This window comes from Mesorhizobium sangaii (genome assembly GCF_014207355.1).
In the GTDB taxonomy this organism is placed as follows: domain Bacteria; phylum Pseudomonadota; class Alphaproteobacteria; order Rhizobiales; family Rhizobiaceae; genus Mesorhizobium; species Mesorhizobium sangaii.
Window position 1 is genome coordinate 545,415 of the sequence record NZ_JACHEF010000001.1, and the last position, 18,634, is coordinate 564,048.

Here is an 18,634-nt window from a genome sequence, read left to right on the forward strand (position 1 = left end):
CAGGCTTTTGCGACAGTTTGATTTCATCGAACTTGCAAAGAGACCGGTTATGATCCAGATGCAGAAGAGACTGCGTTAAGGAGACGACGATGGCAGGCGGTTCCATTCCCCATTTCCAGAACGATGCGGGCCACCCGGCGATCGACATCGGCGTCAAGGAATTCATGTGCACGGGCGCCAACCCGCCTTTCGACCACCCGCATGTGTTTCTCGACATGGGCGGCGACAACGAAAAAGTCTGCCCCTATTGCTCGACGCTCTATCGCTATTCGTCGAAGCTGAAGGCGACGGAAACGCTGCCTGCGGGCTGTATCTACATCGACCAGGCCGCCTGATTCCTTCGCGGCAAGCCCGATGGACGACACGCGGTCCCGGCAAATCGTCATCGCCGGGGCGGGCGTCGCCGGGCTGACCGCCGCGCTGGCGTTCGCCGAACGCGGCTACCGAGTGCAGGTGTTCGAACAGGCGCAGCGCCTGGAAGCGGCTGGCGCCGGCATCCAGCTTTCTCCCAATGCGACACGCATTCTTCGCCAGCTCGGCGTGCTCGACCGGCTGCTCCCGGCAGCGGTGCGGCCGGAAGCGGTGGTGTTGAAGGACGCCGCGACCTTGCGCGAACTGGCACGCGTGCGACTGGGACAAGCCGCCGAAGCCCGCTGGCAGGCACCCTATCTCGTTGCGCACAGGGCTGACCTGCAGAGCGCACTGACTGCGCGCGTTGCCGAGATGCCGAACATTGTTCTTTCTCCCGGCGCACATGTCAGCGGCGTTGCCAAAGGCAGCCATGGCGTCACCGTGGCTGCCGAGATGGCTGGCGAGACCGTCGAGGCCGAGGGCTTGCTGCTGGTCGGCGCCGATGGCGTCTGGTCATCCGTGCGCGGACTTGTCGATACAGCCAAGGGCGCGGCCTCGCCGAGAAGTCACTTTTCGGGCGAACTGGCCTGGCGTGCCACCGTTCCCGCCGACAGCGCTGCCGGACAAGCCTTTGCCGCGATCGGTGCCGCCAATTGCGTCACCACCTTCCTGCATCCCGGCTTCCACATGGTCGCCTATCCCGTCAGCAAAGGTGCTGCCTTCAATCTTGTCGCCTTCACCAAGGGCGAACGCATCGCCGAGGGCTGGTCCGGGAACGCCGACACCAGGATCTTGACCGGTGCCATGGGCGGTACGGCGGCAGCACTTGCCCGTCTGATCGAGGCAACCAGCCCGTGGACGGCATGGCCGATCCATACGGTTGACAGCAAACAGCCTTGGACGAACGACCGCATGGTACTGATCGGCGATGCCGCGCATGCGATGACGCCGTTCGCGGCGCAAGGGGCCGCCATGGCGATCGAGGATGCGGCGATGCTTGCAGATGTCGTTGCAGACTTGCCCGCCGATCCGGCACAAAGTCTTCAAATCTGGGAGAACCTGCGGCGGCTGCGCGTCGCCAGGGTCGCCCGTCGCGGCGCCCTCAACCGCCTCGCCTGGCATGCCGCGGGTCCAGTCTCCATCGCGCGCAATCTGTTCCTGAAAATGCGCTCGTCCGAAAAGCTCGCCGCCGATCTGGACTGGCTTTATGGCTGGCAGCAGCAGAAAATCATCCGACGCTGAAACCTGGGCATGGCCCGGATGCCGGCCGTAGGACGGAGTCAATTGTAGATTCGCATCGACAGGCCAAGCGAAGCCGGCAGCGGGTTCCACCAGCCGGTTCGCAAGCCGGCGGTACGCAAGGCCGCCGCCGTCCAGGTGTTGCAGCCGACCAGCGCGTTGAAATGGCCGTTGGCTTCATAGAAGCGGTCGAACCTGGAATAGGCCGCGCCCGGAACAAGAAGCGAGCCTTGCGGCCTCCGCTGGAAACTCGCATCGATGAAATCGAGTAGCGCCGCCAAACGCTCCTCGCCGATGTCGAAGCCGGCAACATCCGCATTCGGTTCCACGATGGCGCCAGCGACATCGACATGCATGACCGACGCGTCGAGGGTCAGTGCCTTCATCACCGGGACAGCCTTGAGTTCGGACCATGTCGGCGTCTCCAGGTAGAAGGCGCGACCACCCCAGCCGAAGACGATGTAGCGAACCTCCGGGCTATCGACCGGTATCCCGGCGTCGACCAGGAAATGGAACCGCTGGCGCACCCTGTCCTCGACCGGGATGGCGATGTCGGTGTGGATCGGATTGTTCAGCACCAGGATGTGGCGCGTGGTGGCGGGATTGGCGCCGGCCGGCCGCCACAGCGGCCGCGGCACGAAAGTGCCCAGCATCACAGCGAGCGCAACGACGGTCAACAGCAGGCCTAGAAAACGTCCGAGCTTTTTCATGAACGGCGGCCTTGCAAACGCACCCTGGCGCGACACAGACCGCCCGCCTCCTGCCCATACGCAAAAGAGCCCGGCACAGTTTCAGCCGGGCTCTTCCTGGTTATCGAAGGCCTAGTGCAGGATCTGCGACAGGAACAGCTTCGTGCGCTCATGGCGCGGATGGTCGAAGAACTCGGCCGGCGTGTTCTGCTCGACGATCTGGCCCTGGTCCATGAAGATGACGCGGTTGGCGACCTTGCGGGCAAAGCCCATTTCGTGGGTGACACACAGCATGGTCATGCCTTCTTCGGCGAGGCCGACCATCGTCTCCAGCACTTCCTTGATCATCTCCGGATCGAGCGCCGAGGTCGGCTCGTCGAACAGCATGATGCGCGGGTTCATGCACAGCGAGCGGGCGATCGCCACGCGCTGCTGCTGGCCGCCGGACAGCTGGCCCGGATATTTGTTGGCCTGTTCCGGGATCTTGACCCGCTTGAGGAAATGCATGGCGATTTCCTCGGCCTGCTTCTTCGGCGTCTTGCGCACCCAGATCGGCGCCAGCGTGCAGTTCTCCAGGATGGTCAGATGCGGGAACAGGTTGAAGTGCTGGAACACCATGCCGACCTCGCGGCGCACCTCGTCGATCTTCTTCAGATCGTTGGTCAGTTCCTTGCCGTCGACGATGATCTTGCCCTTCTGGTGCTCTTCCAGCCGGTTGATGCAGCGGATCATCGTCGATTTGCCGGAGCCTGACGGGCCGCAGATGACGATGCGCTCGCCGCGCATCACTCTCAGGTTGATGTCTTTCAGCACATGGAACTCACCATACCATTTGTGCATGGCGACGATGTCGATGGCGACATCGGTGTCGGAGATGTGCATCTTGGCGGCGTTGACCTTGATCTCTTCCGCGCTGACGGCGTTTTCGGTGGCCATGACAGGGTCCCCTTGTTCTTTTGTTTAGCGTTTGTGGCCGGTGTCGAGTCGGCGTTCCGTGTACATTGAATAGCGCGACATGCCGAAGCAGAACAGCCAGAAGACAAAGGCGGCGAAGATCAGACCCGACTTGGCGGTCTGCGCCGTCGCCCAATTGGCGTCGGAGAAGTTCTGCTTGACGATGCCGAGCAGGTCGAACATCGAAATGATCGTGACCAGGCTGGTGTCCTTGAACATGCCGATGAAGGTGTTGACGATGCCTGGGATGACCAGCTTCAGCGCCTGCGGCATGACGATGAAATACATCTTCTGCCAATAGCCGAGGCCAAGCGAATCGGCGCCTTCATACTGGCCCTTGGGGATCGCCTGCAGGCCGCCGCGCACCACTTCAGCCATATAGGCGGCGGCGAACAGCGACACGCCGATAAGCGCGCGCAGGTACTTGTCGAAGGTGACGCCCGGGGGCAGGAACAGCGGCAGCATGACGCTGGCCATGAACAGAACGGTAATCAGCGGAATGCCGCGTACGGCTTCGATGAAGATGACGCACAGCATCTTGACGACCGGCATCCTGGAGCGACGGCCAAGCGCCAGCATAATGCCAAGCGGCAACGACACGACGATGGCCACGAAAGACAGCGACAGCGTCACCAGCAAGCCGCCCCAGCGCGCCGTTTCGACATGCTCCAGACCGAACGCGCCACCGACCAGCAGGAAGAACGACACAATGGGGAGACCGACGATCAGCAGCAGGGCGTTGAGACCCTTGCGCGGCACGCTCGGCATCAGCATCGGCACCATGAGCACGACCAGCAATATGCCAACCAGGATCGGCCGCCAGCGCTCCTCTACCGGATAGGTACCGAACATGATCTGGCCGAACTTGGCGTTGACGAAGGCCCAGCAGGCGCCGGACCAGCCATCCGGCTGGATACCGCCCTGCGCCACCGTGGCGCACACGGTTCGGTTAGGTCCCGTCCACACGGCGTTGATGAAGGCCCAGTTGATGATCTGCGGCAAGATCATCACCACCAGCGCGAAACCGATGATGGTCAAAATGGTGTCGCCCGTCGACGCAATCAGGTTCTTGCGCACCCAGGCGCTGAAGCCTGTGACGCCGGCCGGCGCCGGCTGCGCCAGTGCCATTTCGGTGCGAACCCAGGACATATCATGTTCTTGCATGTCCTTACCTCTCCACCAGCGCCATCTTGGCGTTGAACCAGTTCATGAACAGCGAGGTCAGAAGGCTGATGGCCAGATAGATCACCATCATGATGACCACGCATTCGACCGCCTGGCCGGTCTGGTTGAGCACCGTGCCGGTCGTTGCCGTCAGATCGGGATAGCCAATGGCGATGGCGAGTGAGGAATTCTTGGTCAGATTGAGATACTGACTGGCCAGCGGCGGAATGACGATGCGCATGGCCTGCGGCACAACCACAAGCCGCAACGCCTGGCCGGCACGCAGGCCGAGGGCTGACGAGGCCTCGCTCTGGCCCTTGGCAACACCGCGAATGCCGGCCCGCACGATCTCGGCGATGAAGGCGGCGGTATAGAAGGACAGTGCCAGATAGAGTGACAGGAATTCCGGCTTGACGACGAAACCGCCAGTCAGGTTGAAAGTCGATTGCTTCGGAAAATCAAAGGTTACTGGGAAGCCGCTCAACACATAAGCGAGCAGCGGAAGCCCGATGATCAGCGCCAGCGACGTCCAGAACACCGGGAATTGCTGTCCGGTCGCCATCTGCCGCTGGTGCGCCTTGCGGGCGACGAACCACGCCATGGCGATGCCGACAAGCAGCCCCACCGGGATCAGCCAGGAGCCGTCGCCCCACACGGCACGCGGAAAATAGAAGCCGCGCTGGTTGAGGAAGGATCCGAACGGCAGGTTGATGCTATCGCGCGGCGCCGGCAGCACGGCCAGCACGCCGGAATACCAGAAGAAGATGACCAGGAGCGGCGGAATGTTACGGAAGACCTCGACATAGACGGTGCAGATCTTCTGGATCAGCCAGTTTTTCGACAGCCGACCAATGCCGACAATGAAACCAATGATGGTGGCGGTGATGATGCCGACAAACGCGACGATCAATGTGTTGATCAAGCCGACGATGATGGCCCGGCCATAGGTGGAGTCCGACGTATAGGCGATCGCCGTATCGGAAATGTCGAAGCCGGCGCGGCCTCTCAAAAAGGCGAAGCCGGAGGCAATATGCAGGTTCGTCAGGTTCACGATCGTGTTGTGGACGATCCACCAGACACCGGACACCAGCAAGGCGACGACCAGGCATTGATAGAAAATGCTGCGGACTTTTGGGTCATTTATGAGAGAAGCGCGACTTGGCTCCTCGCGAAGAACTTCCTGCGATGCCATTCGACCGTCCCCTGAAAGAGAAACCGGAAGGCAGACAATCTGCCTTCCGGATCACATTTCGATCAGCGGATCGGCGGAGCGTATTGCAGGCCGCCCTTGGTCCATAGCGCGTTGATGCCGCGGGCGATCTTGAGCGGGCTGCCCGAGCCGACATTGCGGTCGAACATCTCCCCGTAGTTGCCGACAGCCTTGACGATGTTGACGACCCAGTCATTGGAGACGCCGAGATCGGTGCCGATCTTGGTATCGGCTTCCTGGCCGAGCACGCGCTTGATCTCCGGGCTGGCGGAGTTCTTCATTTCGTCGACATTGGCCTTGGTGATGCCGAGCTCCTCGGCGTCGAGCAGCGCGAAATAGGTCCACTTGACGATGTGGTACCACTGATCGTCGCCCTGGCGCACGGCCGGTCCGAGCGGCTCTTTCGAGATGATCTCGGGCAGCACGACATGGTCGGCCGGCGCGCCCAGTGTCAGGCGAATACCGTAAAGACCCGACTGATCGGTGGTGTAGACGTCGCAACGGCCGGCATCATAGGCGGCGTTGACCTCTTCCAGCTTCTCGAAGACGACCGGATTGTACTCCATCTTGTTGGCCTTGAAGTAGTCGGCGAGATTGAGCTCGGTGGTCGTGCCGCTCTGCACGCAGACGGCGGCGCCGGAAAGCTGCAGCGCGGAATTGACGCCGGGCAGCTTCTTGGCGTTGATCATGAAGCCCTGGCCGTCATAGTAGGTGGTGCCAACGAAGTTCAGGCCAAGCGCCGTGTCGCGATTGATGGTCCAGGTGGTGTTGCGCGACAGTATGTCGACCTCGCCGGACTGCAGCGCGGTGAACCGCTCCTTGGCGCTGAGCGGCGTGAACTTGACCTTGGTGCCGTCACCAAAGACGGCGGCCGCGACTGCGCGGCAGAAATCCGCGTCGATACCTTGCCAGTCACCCTTGTCGTCCGGCGCCGAGAAGCCAGCCAGACCGGTCGAGACACCGCACTGGATGAAGCCTTTCGCCTTGACGGTGTCGAGCGTCGTTGCCGAGGCGGCGGACGCCATCAACCCAAGCGTGGCGGCGCCAAGAATGCTGATAGCAATATGTTTCATGACCCACAGACCCTTTTCTCTGTTTTTCAGGCAAACCCTGATCTTTTCCCGTGTGAACGCAGCTCCCATTCCGGCCCATACCCGGAACCCCGCATCGTAACCGACGCGCCGCCTCCCATTCACGAATGGCATCGAAGGCGATAATTCCTGTGAGGTCAAGGAAAATGACCGAATTCGAAAGAGTTTGAAAACCAACGGCCGCAAATGCCCGAATAGCAGCCAAGAGCGTCAGGAAATTAGCAAGCCGCGCAAACAAAATCGGCAAAGTCCGGTCGGCCGGGGTTCCGGACTATGCCAGCGAAATCTGTCCCACGGATTTACTGCGCGCTCCTGAAACTCCCCTAATGAATTGGCCTATCCAAAGACTAAACGCATGACGAGCAACCCGGGTCGCGTGGCCATGCCGCCCGGAAACGGGAGGAGCGCGAGCTCAGGATGCTTGGACGAGCAGCCAGGCGCCGATTGCCACCATCAGCGTGCCGGAGATGCGCGGGATCAGCCGCCCGGTCGGGACGGTCTTTTCCAGGAGAACGAGGATGGCGATGCCGGCGATCCACAGCACGTTCATAACGCCGCCGACGAACAGGAGCGCCATGAGCGCCCAGCAACAACCGAGGCAATAGGCGCCATGAACGATCCCGAATCGAAGCGCACCGAGCGGATCGGAACGGAACCCGCCATGACTGGCCAGAAATGCGATCGGTGCCTGGCATTGCTGCAGGCAGACGCCCTTCATCGGCGTCCATTGATAGAGGCCGGCCGCGATCAGGACGAGGCCGCCGAGAACCGTACTGTTGGTTGCCATCATCGGGCTCAGCAAAGCCTGACTGGCCAGCAGCCATTGCGCGTCGGCCGCGGCCAAGCTGAAGGCAACCCAGACGAGCAGATAGCCGGTAAAAAACCATGCAGTCGATGCTATGGGCCGCCCACCCGCCCGCGCCTTGCGACCGACCCCGGCATAGAGCAGCACCATCGGCGCGACCGACGGCGTCATCATGCCAACCATCATGACGGCCCACATGGCAAAGATGAAAGCGAAGTCGGCTGGCGCCCATGCGCGGAAACCGGGCGCCATCGTGGCGCCCACGTCCATGCCACCCATATCCATGCCCGGCATCTCCATACCACCCGAATCGGTACCGGACATGTCCATGCCAACCATGTCGCCAGTTGCGGCGCTCGGGGTGGCAGCATCCTGCATGGTCATGTCGGCGGCGAGCCACAGTACATAGGCCCATGCGAGCACGGCAATGATGATGAGCGCGGCCGTCACGACTGTGCGGTCGCGCCGCAGCACCGCCTCGAGAGCCGTGTCGCTCATTGGATCAGCTCAATGCACGATGCCACTTTGCGAGAGGTGCAAATTGGCGAAATGGCTGTGCGTATCCGCCAGTTCGAACTTGATCGGGCCGGTTGCCTTGGTCCAGCCACGCCCGACCTCGGCAAGCGAATATTCGAAACCATGCGTGAGGTCGATGCGCGCCCGATGCTCCGCACCGGTGACGGGATTCTTGATCGGCTCGCCGTGGCCCGAGGTTACGCCCGGCACGTGCAGGCGAGCCGCTCGGGCATCTATGTCGACTTCGAAGTCTATTGCGGCGAAGATCGGATCGTGAACCGTCTCCAGCGTCGTCGAAAAAACCTGGAATATGGTCGCGCCGGGTTCGGTGTCCTCACCACTGAGAATGCGAAGCAGCGCTCCGCGCTGCGCCTCGGTCGCCCGCTCGTCGATGACCACTGCCGCCTCACCCCTGCCTTGGTGAATTGCGCCAGGCCAGCGGAAGACACCGGCAAAGCGCAAGCCATCGAGCTTGGTGTCGCCATGATAGCCGCTCTCGATTTCCACGCCGACCACCGCGCGGCAGGATCCACCCGTCGGCAAGGCGTTGAACTGGCATGGGCAGCCATAGGCGCAGTTGCAGTTGACGAACTCGCGCGCCTTGATCATCCACTTGACGTCGGTCATGCCATTCCTCCCCTGGCTGCATTCATTGCTCTGCAACCGAGATGCCCGGATCGCGGGGGATCAGGAGGTCAACCGGGAAGGATCATCCGGCAGTGTCTGATCGACGCAATCCGGGGAAACTATTAGAAATCAATCATATATTTTTCCCGGCCGTCTTCAATAGACGATCGGCCAAGGGCGCAATGCGTTCGGACCGGGCAAGACTGTGCGCCCCTCCATCAGGAATCGACTTGGTACATCCGAAGTCGGTACCCTGGCGGGTGCAGGCCGGTTGCACGGCCAAAGCCGTCGCACTATGGCTAGCGCCTTGTCGAACAAGGCGAAGAAGAATGGCGAAAGACCGCGACGGGCAAGTTACCAGCAGCATGGGTATCAACACGCGGCTGGCCCATTCGGGCAACAATCCGCATGACTATTTCGGCTTCGTCAATCCACCGGTGGTGCATGCCTCGACCGTGCTTTATCCCGACGCGGCGTCGATGGCGGCACGCAGCCAGAAATACACTTACGGCACGCGCGGCACGCCGACGACCGATGCCCTTGCCGACGCCATAGATGCACTGGAAGGGTCGGCCGGCACGATCGTGGTGCCTTCGGGCCTTGCGGCGGTGACCGTGCCGTTGCTCGCGTTCGTGTCGGCGGGCGACCACCTGCTGATCGTCGATTCCGTCTATCACCCGACGCGCAACTTCGCCGACACGATGCTGAAGCGGCTGGGCGTCGAGGTCGAGTACTACGCCCCCCATGTCGGCGCCGGCATCGCGGCGTTGATCAAGCCCAACACCAAGGTGGTGTTCACGGAATCGCCGGCGTCCAACACGTTCGAGCTGCAAGACATCCCGGCGATCGTCAAAGCGGCGCACGCCGCAGGCGCCATCGTCATGATGGACAATACCTGGGCGACGCCGCTGTATTTCCGCCCGCTCGACCACGGCGTCGACATCTCGATCCACGCGGCGACGAAATATCCGGCCGGCCATTCCGACGTGCTGCTTGGCACGGTCTCGGCCAACGAAAGCTGCTGGAAGCATCTTTATGAAAGCTTCTGCACGCTTGGCTGCTGCGCCGGGCCCGACGATGTCTACCAGGTGCTGCGCGGCCTGCGCACCATGGGCGTGCGCCTCGAGCGCCATCAGCGCAGCGCGCTCGCCATCGCCTCCTGGCTCGAGGGCCAGAAGGGCGTGGCGCGCGTGCTCCACCCTGCCCTTCCCAGTCATCCGGACCACGGCCTGTGGAAGCGTGATTTCTCCGGCTCGAGCGGCATCTTTTCCATCGTGCTTGCCGGCGGCGGCCAGAAGCAGCAGCACGCCTTCCTCGACGCGCTGCAGATCTTCGGCCTCGGCTATTCCTGGGGCGGCTATGAGAGCCTTGCGGTGCCGGTCTGGCTCGCCGACCGCGTCGTCGCAAAGGGCCCGTATGAAGGCCCGTTGATCCGCCTGCAGATCGGCCTCGAGGATGTCGAAGACCTGAAGGCCGACATTCTGCGCGGCCTGACCGCCGCGGCTTCTGCCTGAGCGATCAAGGCACCAGCCAGCTGATTCAGCAGATCACGGAATTCTATTTCTCAAAACCGCCTCTTCGCGGATCAATTTGGCTTTCAACTTCGACGATGCCGCGTCATTGCGGTGCGATCATCAGTTTCAACTTTCCTCTGGAATACCGGCAGAGTTTTCCGACTCCCATGGCCTTTCGCCTTTTTGTTCCGATTCTTGCCGGCGCGACGCTGCGCGAGCGCATCATCGCCTGCATCGGGGCGACGATCGGCATTGCACTGACCGGCGCGATCGGCGGCCTGGTGCTCGGCAACGGCCCGCACGTGCCGCTGCTGGTGGCGCCGATGGGAGCCTCGGCCGTGCTCCTGTTCGCGGTGCCGGCCAGCCCGTTGGCGCAGCCATGGTCGATCATCGGCGGCAACACGATATCGGCCCTGGTCGGCGTGATCGTGGCGCATTTCATCCACGAACCCGCCCTTGCCACCGGCATCGCCGTGGCGCTTGCCATCGCCGCCATGTCGTTCACGCGCTGCCTGCATCCGCCGGGTGGAGCGGCCGCCCTGACCGCGGTGTTGGGAGGGCCTGCCGTCATCAGCGCCGGCTTCCTGTTTCCATTCGTGCCCGTGGCATTGAACTCGCTGCTGCTGGTGGCGCTCGGCTACGGCTTCCACAAGCTGGCCCGTCGCAACTACCCGCACGTGCCGATTCCCCCGACGAACAGCCATGGCACCGTCGATCCGCCGGCGCAGCTGCGCGTCGGGTTCCAGCCTGAGGATATCGATGCCGCGCTTGGCGCGCTCGACGAGACGTTCGATATCGATCGCAACGATCTCGACCGGCTGCTGCGGCAAGTCGAATTGCAGGCTCTGGTGCGCGCGCAGAAGGGCCTGCTGTGTGAGGATATCATGTCGCGCGATGTGATCTCGGTCGACGAACACACGTCCACCGAGGCAGCGCGCCATTTGCTGCTCGACCACAACATCCGTACCTTGCCGGTCGTCAACGCAGAGGCAAGGCTGGCGGGCACCGTGGGATTGCGGGAACTGGCGTTGGCCTCGGGAACGGTCGGATCCGTGATATCGCCGGCAGCGACAGCCGCCGCCGATTTCGCCGCCATGGGTCTGCTGCCCGTACTCACCGACGGCCGCAGCCATGCGGTCATCGTCGTCGACGACGACAAGCGCATTCTCGGGCTGATCACACAGACCGATCTGCTGGGGGCCACGGCGCGTCTGCAGGCTGCTGACAAGTCCTCGCCGGAAGCGGTACGATAGCCACCGCCGGACCCCACGAAAAATGGCCGGGAACCTTTTGCCGGCAATGCCATCCAATCTCTCAATCGGGTTGCTGTCCGGGATTGGGTTGAGGAACTGGTCATGCCTGCTGTCTTGACGGCCGTGCCTTCTGTCGCTTCGGGCGAGATGCAACTCGTGCGCCGCGCCTTGGCGCGCGAGGGCGACGCTTTCCGCACCATCATCAAGACGCACAACCAGCGGCTCTATCGCATCGCCCGCGGCGTGGTGCGCAACGACAGCGAGGCCGAGGACATCGTGCAGGAGGCCTATGTCAGGGCCTTCGCCCATCTCGATGCGTTTCGCGGCGATTCCTCGCTCGCCACATGGCTGTCGCGCATCGTCATCAACGAGGCGCTCGGCCGCCTGCGCAAAAGGCGCAGAACGGTGGCAATGCCGGAAAATCCACAAGCCGAGATCATCCGGTTCCCCCTCAACCCCAGCGACGATCCGGAACGGACGATGGCGCAACGGCAAATCCTCCAGCTGGTCGAACAGGCCACCGACAGCCTTCCCGATGTCTACCGCACGGTGTTCGTGGCGCGGGTGATCGAGGGGCTGAGCATCGAAGAGACCGCCGATCTTCTCGGCGTGCGGCCACAAACCGTCAAGACGAGGCTGCACCGCGCCCGCGCCCTGGTGCGCAAGGCGCTGGACGACCAGATCGGGCCGGTGCTGCTCGATGCGTTCCCCTTCGCCGGCCGACGTTGCGAAAGGCTGACCAACGCCGTGATGCGGCGGCTCGGCCTAGAAAGCTGACTTTCGCCGATTCGTTGGGAACGTTTGCCGCCGCCCGGCATCCAATGACCGTCAACCAAGAAACACAGTCCGGCGCGTGTCCTGCGTCCGGCGAAGGAGATGCCATGCTTATCCGACACACCGCTACCCTGGCCGCCATGCTGCTGCTTGGCACTGCCCCGTTCGCCCAAGCGGCCGACAAGCCGACCGACCCACAGATCGCCCACATCGCCTACACGGCCGGGGTCATCGACGTTGAAGCCGCCAAGCTGGCGATCGGGAAATCGAAGAACAAGGACGTCGTGGATTTCGCCAACGACATGGTGCGCGACCACGAAGCCGTGAACTTGCAGGCGCTCGACCTGGTCAAGAAGCTGAAGGTGACGCCGGAAGACAACGCTACCAGCCAGGCGCTGAGCAAGGCAGCCGCCGATGAAAGGGCCAAGCTTGCCAAGCTCGAGGGTGCTGCCTTCGACAAGGCCTATGTCGACAACGAGGTCGCCTACCACAAGCAGGTCAACGGCGCTCTCGAAACGCTGCTCATCCCGTCGGCCAGCAATGCCGAGCTGAAGAGCCTGCTGGAGACCGGTCTGAAGATCTTCCAGGGCCATGAGCAGCATGCCGAACATGTCGCCGGCATGCTGAAGTAAGGACAGCCAGCATGTCGAAACGCCATCTGTGGATCGCGCTGACGCTGGCAATCGGCATCGTTCCGGCGCAGGCTGAAACCATCCAGGTCACCATCGACAAACTGGTGTTCTCGCCAGCCAGTGTCGAGGCCAAGGCCGGTGACACGATCGAGTGGGTGAACAAGGACGTGTTCGCCCACACGGCCACCGTCAAGGGCGGCTGGGAGGTGATGATCCCGCCGAAAAAGTCCGCGAGCCTCACCCTGCAGAAGGCAGAGACGGTCGATTATTTCTGCCGTTTCCACCCCAACATGAAAGGCCGTTTGGTGGTGGCGCCCTGATCCAGCGCCAACGAGGCCCGCCTGGCCTCGTCAGGCCGCGCGATATGCGTCCATGAGCCGTCATGGCGCGGCGCGCGGCGCGTCAGCCAGGCATCCAGCCCTTCGCGCAGGTCGGCGGTCGGAGCCATGCGGGCAAACTGCTCGGCTTCGACCAGCAGGCCTTCCGCGATACTCTGGTTTAGGCCGCGCGCCACCGCTGTGAGGATGCCCGCGATCGCCAGATCGGAGTGCCGCAGGATACGCTTGGCGAGGCCAATTGCGGCCGGCATCAAATCGCCATGCGGCACCACCTGGTTGACGAGGCCAAGTTCGAGGGCGCGCTGCGGCGGAAACCAATCGCCGGTCAAAAGCAGTTCGAGCGCCCGCTTGCGCCCGGCAAGCCTGGGCAGGCGCTGCGTTCCGCCAAAGGTCGGCGGCATCGCAAGATTGATTTCCGGCTTGGCGAACAGGGCGCGTTCGCTGGCGATGGCCAGCGGCACGGCCTCGGTGATTTCGCAGCCGCCACCAAAGGCAATGCCATTGACGGCGGCGATGACGGGTTTGCGGAATGCTTCCAGCCTTGCGGTCAGCCGCTGCCCGCGCATGACAAAGTCACGCATCGCGACGTCGACGCCAAGCGCCACACTGGCCGAGAATTCGTGGATATCGCCACCCGCCGAAAACGCCCGCTCCCCTGCTCCGGTAAGAATGACCGCCCGAACGCCGGCATCGACTTCGATGTCGTCGAGGACCGCGAGCAGGCGGTCGATCAAGGCATAGTTCAACGCGTTGAGTTTCTCCGGCCGGTTGAGGGTGAGGATGGCAATCCCATCCCGGGTTTCGTTATGGACAAGATCGGTCATTTGGCTTCCTTCCCCAGTATGCTCATGGGCTGGAAGGTTACGCCCTTTGCCGCTTGTGTATATTCACTAGTCGGTATACATAGGCTGATGCCTGAAGCGCAAAGTCCTACCCGCAAACGTATTGTCGATGCCGCGACAAGACTGTTTTACGCTGAAGGCATTGGCAGGGTCAGTGTCGATGCCGTTGCCGAGGAAGCCGGGCTCACCAAGCGGACGCTCTATTACCACTTCAAGAGCAAGGACGACCTGATCGCCGCCTATCTCGATGGCCGCGACCAACCCAATCTGAAGCGGATGGCCGGTTGGTTCGATGCCGCCGAAGGCGGAGTGGATCGCAAGGTCGAGGCGATCTTCACCAATCTGGCAAAGGCCGCTCACCATCCCAAATGGAAAGGATGCGGCTTCCTGCGCACGGCCGCGGAACTCGCCTCGATGCCAGGACATCCGGCGATCAAGGTCGGGTCGCGACACAAGTCAAATTTTGAAACATGGCTGGCTGGCGAGTTGTCCGACTGCGGCGTCGAGGAGCCGCAAGCGCTGGCACGCGAGATCGTGCTGCTGATAGACGGCTCCTTTTCGATCATGCTGATCCACCGCAACCCCGATTACGTCGAGGCAGCCGGCCGCGCCGCGGCGACGCTTGTCCGGGCCCGAATTGCAGGCGACCAGGTCTAAAGCGCGTCGCGCTTGGACGGATTCAGGCAACACGCTTCAGGTCTTTTCATGCATGTCGCCCTCCCAAAACCGAGGCCACTTTTGGGCGTCCTGCATTAGAATCCAAACGCCAGCCATGCCGTGCCGACCACCAGCGTTATCAACGTCAGCGGCAAGCCGACCTTGAAGAAGGCGCCGAACGACAGCTGCGTGCCGGCGGTCCTTGCCTGCTCGGCGACAATCAGGTTGGCGACCGAGCCGAGCAGCGTGAAATTGCCGGCCAGCGTCGAGCTCATGGCCACCACCAGCCAGGCACGTTCGGGGTTTTCGAGGCCGGGTATGAAGGGCCGCAGCGCCAGCACGGCCGGGACATTGCTCATGATGTTGGAGAGTACCGCGGTGAAGCCGGACAGGCGCCAGACATCGTCCAGCCCAAGGTTCTTTGCCGAGGCGATCATGTCTGGCGTCAGCAGCGTCTTTTCCGCGCCGGCAACGACCACGAACAGACCGGCGAACATGAACAGCAGCGGCCCGTCGATCTCGCTGTAGATGCGTTCCGGTTTGATGGCACGGGTGAGCAAGAGGATGGCACCGCCGATGAGTGCCGCCTTGGCGACGGGCACGCCGGCGAAGAAGGCGATGGCCAATCCGATGCAGACCACGACCGCCTTCAGCACCTGTCCCTTGTGCACGCGGCCACGCGAGACTTCTGGGGTCAATTGGGCCGTGCGGGCGAATTCTGCCCGGTAGACGATGCGGATGATGACAATGACCGCGACCAGGCCAAACAGAGCGACCGGAGCAAGGGCTGCCGAAAAGGCAGGATAGGAAATGCCCGACAGCGCGCCGATCACCATGTTTTGCGGATTGCCGGTGATGGTGGCGACGCTGCCGCAATTCGACGCGGTGGCGGTGGCGATCAGATAGGGGATGGGGTTTCGCTTGATGACGCGGGTGACGTGGACGACGATCGGCGCCATGACGAGGCAGATGGCATCGTTGACCAGGAAGGCAGACAGCACGCCGGTCAGCAGCGTCACCATGACCAGGAGCATGAAAGGCGCGTGCGCATGCTCGATGGCGACGGCGCCAAGACCGCGAAAGGCACCGGACACCTTCAGATGCGCTACCACGATCATCATGCCGAGCAGCAGCGTGATGGTGTCGAAATTGATCGCGCGGTAGGCATCCTCCATGCTGACCGCGCCGACGGCGATCATCGCGGCCCCGCCGAGCAGCGCGATCCCTGCCCGGTCGAGGCGCAGGCCCGGGACACGGCCAATGGCGACACCGGCGTAAGTCAGGATCAGGATCAGCAGTGCCGCCGCGCCCATCAATATCATCGGTAAAAAGTCCTGCTCAGTCTGTGGCGCGCCGCTGCCCAGCTTTAGCGTGATGCCGAGGGTGTCCGCAAAGCCCGGGGGACGATGTGCCGCTAATGCAGATAGAAATCCAGCCGCCGTCGAAGTGCCTGCGAAGAAAACAGCTGCTCAACTGTCCGCCGCGCCTCGCGACCCACTGTCGCCCGCAGCTCCGGATCGGCTTTGAGGTCGGTCAGGATCTGCCGCGCTTGTTGCGTCGTCTCGAACAGAAAGCCATTTTGGCCATGCCTGATATGGTCGGCATAGCCACCATGCGAATGGCAGACCACAGGCAAACCACAGGACATCGCTTCGAACACCACCCGGCCGAACGTTTCCACATGCGAGCCGGTACGGTAGTAGAACACGTCGAGCGTCTGCAGGAACTCTTCGGCCGCAAACCGGCCTTGCGGAAGCAGTTCGAGTTGCGGATGCGGTTTGAGCTTGTCCTTGAGCAGCATCCCGCCCTGGATCCGCAGCGCGACGCCGCCCGCCAGCAATCCTTCGTAGAGCGGCACATCGTCCGCATGATGTTTGTCAGGGGTGTCGCGGCTCAATCGTCCCAGCGTGAACGGACGACCGGGCTTGGCCGGTTTTGGTGAAAAACGTTCGATATCGATCGGCGACGGATGCACGACGCCATCGACCCGCAGCATGCGTTTTTGAAAATCGGAAATCAGCACCAGTTCGGCGTCGGGCCAGTTGAGCATACGGGGCATGCGCGTCGTCAGCGCGATGACTTTCGGGTGAAAGGTATTGAAGACATAGATCAGCCGGCGCGGCCGCGGAATCAGGTAGGGCCATATTTTGTTGCGCCAATGCGTGCCGAGGAAGACGTAGGTACCGCCGTCCGGCACATTCGACTTTGGCAGCGAGATGCGGCGAATCGGAAATTGCCGCATCAGGTCGCCGGACACCCTGGAGGACGTTGCCCACAGACGCACCTCGGAGTCAGCGCTCAACAGCCGGTACAGTTCCAGGGTTTCGAGGTCACTGCCGCCAAAGGGGTTCTTAAAACCATTGAACAGATGAATCATAGTTGCCGCGCTGATCTTGCCTGAACCGTCCCGCCATTCGTTCGCCGGCATTGAGAAAGGCCGTGACTGGACCCCCGGTCCGGACGCTTGGTGAACTCAGGAAAGCAGTAACGTTTTTTAGCGCGATGTCAGCAAAGCGAAAGCACTGTCAGCGCGACAGTTTACTCAAATCAGGGTGCTGTGCCCGAGGTTTCGTGCCCAACCGTGACAGGAACGCGACGGTTCTAGTTTGCGACGACCATTGTCAATGCACGATGGCGCTGCTGGGCACCAGAGAGGCCCCTGTCGGATCAAAGCTGACTTGATCGCGTCCGTTCGATTTGGCCGCGTAAAGCCGCCTGTCGGCCGCCACGAAAATCTCTTCGAAAGTGGTCGGCCCGGAAAAGCTTGTGCCGCCAATGCTGACGGACAATGGGCATGGCCGCCCGCCCGGAGAGAAGTCCATCTCACGGATGCGCCGGCGAATGCTTTCGGCAACCACCCATGAATGCGAGGGATCGACGCCGGGCAGGAACACGCCGAACTCTTCGCCGCCGATACGGCCAACGATGTCGCCGCCGCGCAGTTGCCCTTTAATCGCCTGCGCGATCAGCTTGAGCGCCTGATCTCCGCAGTCATGTCCGTGCCGGTCGTTGATCGACTTGAAATGGTCGGCGTCGATGATCAGCAGTGCCCCCGAATGAACCTGCTCCTGTTTGCGGGTCTGCTCGAGATAGGCTTCGACCAGCATCGAGAAGGCGCCGCGGTTCAGCACTGCCGTCAGGCTGTCGGTCGCGGCAACGATGCTGAGATCGCGCTGGGCGATGGCCAGCTGGCGGATCTTCCACATCAGGAAAAACAGAAATGAGCCGCCGAGCACCAAAGGCAACATCAGATCAGTTAGTTGCGCCCGCCAAAGTGCCTCAGGTGAAAGATAGGGGAAATTGAAGGAATCGACGAAGAACGCCACGGCGATGAAGAATGCAGTGCCGGCTGCCGTGACAGCGATCACCCTGCCCCAGCTCGTCGGCGACAGATCGATCCTCATCGCGTTCCACTCCGTTAGCCGCCACTACTATGACGCACCAACACAAACAAATTGATAAGACTTTCCTTCCAATTCGATATCGGCAGACACGACAACGCAACGGCCACCGACGGCAGCCGTGCTCGCTCCCGCGGTGAAAACCGTCGCGTTGCTGGACTTCGGGTTGATCCAGGAATCCTGAATGTCAGCGGTTGGGCGCGGGTCCACCCAGCGCCTCGGCAACGAACGATGCCGCGATCAAGTCGTCGGCATCCAGTCGTAGGGAGCCGTCGCCTGCCCCCATGATGGCGGCGACCTTGTGAAACGTTTTCATCTCATGGTCGGAAATTTCGGCATCCTGCATTCTGGCCTTGAGTTCAGCGATACGCCGCCCCAACGCAGGGGACGTTCCAATTTCACGTTTCGACATAACCTGGCTTCTCCTCCCCCAACCCGCGCTTCTTTTACCCCACCCCATTCGTGGGCCCGCACATTGCCTTTTTTATGAGACACCGCGAATACAAGGCCCCGAACGCGTGGTGGGCGCTAAGGTTCCAACCCCGCAATATCACGAAATAATTCCGGATCGCTGCGC

The 18,634-nt window shown here is 62.1% G+C and carries 20 protein-coding genes; 8 read left to right on the forward strand and 12 right to left on the reverse strand.

What is annotated here, in order from left to right:
* Positions 1–89: 89 nt before the first annotated feature.
* Both HNQ71_RS02795 and HNQ71_RS02800 read left to right on the forward strand, forming a co-directional pair.
* Positions 90–335: a zinc-finger domain-containing protein gene (locus tag HNQ71_RS02795; RefSeq protein WP_184871075.1), complete on the forward strand. Its 246-nt coding sequence runs from the start codon at positions 90–92 to the stop codon at positions 333–335.
* 19 nt (positions 336–354) lie between these two features.
* Positions 355–1,593, forward strand: coding sequence for an FAD-dependent monooxygenase (locus HNQ71_RS02800; RefSeq protein WP_184871076.1), 1,239 nt, complete (start codon positions 355–357; stop codon positions 1,591–1,593).
* Positions 1,594–1,631: 38 nt separating this feature from the next.
* Here HNQ71_RS02800 and HNQ71_RS02805 read toward each other — a convergent pair whose 3' ends face one another.
* From HNQ71_RS02805 to HNQ71_RS02835, 7 genes are all read right to left on the reverse strand, one after another.
* On the reverse strand, positions 1,632–2,300 hold the full coding sequence (locus tag HNQ71_RS02805) for a TIGR02117 family protein (RefSeq protein ID WP_184871077.1): 669 nt from the start codon (positions 2,298–2,300) through the stop codon (positions 1,632–1,634).
* A 111-nt stretch (positions 2,301–2,411) separates the two neighbouring features.
* On the reverse strand, positions 2,412–3,161 hold the full coding sequence (locus tag HNQ71_RS02810; protein ID WP_184872215.1) for an amino acid ABC transporter ATP-binding protein: 750 nt from the start codon (positions 3,159–3,161) through the stop codon (positions 2,412–2,414).
* Positions 3,162–3,239: 78 nt separating this feature from the next.
* A complete protein-coding gene (locus HNQ71_RS02815; protein ID WP_184871078.1) occupies positions 3,240–4,397 on the reverse strand; it encodes an amino acid ABC transporter permease in 1,158 nt (385 codons plus the stop codon).
* Between the two features lie 4 nt (positions 4,398–4,401).
* Positions 4,402–5,589: an amino acid ABC transporter permease gene (locus tag HNQ71_RS02820; protein WP_184871079.1), complete on the reverse strand. Its 1,188-nt coding sequence runs from the start codon at positions 5,587–5,589 to the stop codon at positions 4,402–4,404.
* A gap of 62 nt (positions 5,590–5,651) precedes the next feature.
* Positions 5,652–6,680, reverse strand: a complete 1,029-nt coding sequence (locus HNQ71_RS02825) for an amino acid ABC transporter substrate-binding protein (RefSeq protein WP_184871080.1) — start codon at positions 6,678–6,680, stop codon at positions 5,652–5,654.
* Positions 6,681–7,110: 430 nt separating this feature from the next.
* Positions 7,111–8,001 carry a DUF2182 domain-containing protein gene (locus tag HNQ71_RS02830; RefSeq protein WP_184871081.1) on the reverse strand — a complete coding sequence of 297 codons (891 nt, stop codon included), beginning with the start codon at positions 7,999–8,001 and terminating at the stop codon, positions 7,111–7,113.
* Between the two features lie 9 nt (positions 8,002–8,010).
* Positions 8,011–8,646, reverse strand: coding sequence for a DUF1326 domain-containing protein (locus HNQ71_RS02835; protein WP_184871082.1), 636 nt, complete (start codon positions 8,644–8,646; stop codon positions 8,011–8,013).
* Between the two features lie 329 nt (positions 8,647–8,975).
* On the opposite strand from HNQ71_RS02835, the gene HNQ71_RS02840 reads away from it, so the two are divergent.
* From HNQ71_RS02840 to HNQ71_RS02860, 5 genes are all read left to right on the forward strand, one after another.
* Positions 8,976–10,160: a cystathionine beta-lyase gene (locus tag HNQ71_RS02840; RefSeq protein WP_184871083.1), complete on the forward strand. Its 1,185-nt coding sequence runs from the start codon at positions 8,976–8,978 to the stop codon at positions 10,158–10,160.
* 167 nt (positions 10,161–10,327) lie between these two features.
* Positions 10,328–11,413 carry an HPP family protein gene (locus HNQ71_RS02845; protein ID WP_184871084.1) on the forward strand — a complete coding sequence of 362 codons (1,086 nt, stop codon included), beginning with the start codon at positions 10,328–10,330 and terminating at the stop codon, positions 11,411–11,413.
* Between the two features lie 102 nt (positions 11,414–11,515).
* Positions 11,516–12,190: an RNA polymerase sigma factor gene (locus HNQ71_RS02850; protein WP_184871085.1), complete on the forward strand. Its 675-nt coding sequence runs from the start codon at positions 11,516–11,518 to the stop codon at positions 12,188–12,190.
* A 104-nt stretch (positions 12,191–12,294) separates the two neighbouring features.
* A complete protein-coding gene (locus tag HNQ71_RS02855; RefSeq protein ID WP_184871086.1) occupies positions 12,295–12,819 on the forward strand; it encodes a DUF4142 domain-containing protein in 525 nt (174 codons plus the stop codon).
* An 11-nt stretch (positions 12,820–12,830) separates the two neighbouring features.
* A complete protein-coding gene (locus HNQ71_RS02860) occupies positions 12,831–13,139 on the forward strand; it encodes a cupredoxin domain-containing protein (protein ID WP_184871087.1) in 309 nt (102 codons plus the stop codon).
* Here the strand turns inward: HNQ71_RS02860 and HNQ71_RS02865 are convergent.
* A complete protein-coding gene (locus tag HNQ71_RS02865; protein ID WP_184871088.1) occupies positions 13,085–13,981 on the reverse strand; it encodes a crotonase/enoyl-CoA hydratase family protein in 897 nt (298 codons plus the stop codon). The genes HNQ71_RS02860 and HNQ71_RS02865 overlap by 55 nt on opposite strands.
* A gap of 87 nt (positions 13,982–14,068) precedes the next feature.
* On the opposite strand from HNQ71_RS02865, the gene HNQ71_RS02870 reads away from it, so the two are divergent.
* Positions 14,069–14,656 (forward strand): TetR/AcrR family transcriptional regulator, encoded by a 588-nt coding sequence (locus HNQ71_RS02870; RefSeq protein WP_184871089.1) that lies wholly within the window; start codon positions 14,069–14,071, stop codon positions 14,654–14,656.
* A gap of 95 nt (positions 14,657–14,751) precedes the next feature.
* Here the strand turns inward: HNQ71_RS02870 and HNQ71_RS02875 are convergent, their stop codons facing one another.
* The 4 genes from HNQ71_RS02875 to HNQ71_RS02890 all read right to left on the reverse strand — a co-directional run bounded on the left by HNQ71_RS02875 (position 14,752) and on the right by HNQ71_RS02890 (position 18,469).
* Positions 14,752–15,978, reverse strand: a complete 1,227-nt coding sequence (locus HNQ71_RS02875) for an anion transporter (protein WP_184871090.1) — start codon at positions 15,976–15,978, stop codon at positions 14,752–14,754.
* 92 nt (positions 15,979–16,070) lie between these two features.
* A complete protein-coding gene (locus tag HNQ71_RS02880; RefSeq protein ID WP_246461166.1) occupies positions 16,071–17,084 on the reverse strand; it encodes a glycosyltransferase family 4 protein in 1,014 nt (337 codons plus the stop codon).
* A 193-nt stretch (positions 17,085–17,277) separates the two neighbouring features.
* Positions 17,278–18,060 carry a GGDEF domain-containing protein gene (locus tag HNQ71_RS02885; RefSeq protein WP_184871091.1) on the reverse strand — a complete coding sequence of 261 codons (783 nt, stop codon included), beginning with the start codon at positions 18,058–18,060 and terminating at the stop codon, positions 17,278–17,280.
* Positions 18,061–18,244: 184 nt separating this feature from the next.
* Positions 18,245–18,469, reverse strand: coding sequence for a hypothetical protein (locus HNQ71_RS02890; RefSeq protein WP_095086203.1), 225 nt, complete (start codon positions 18,467–18,469; stop codon positions 18,245–18,247).
* Positions 18,470–18,634: the final 165 nt, after the last annotated feature.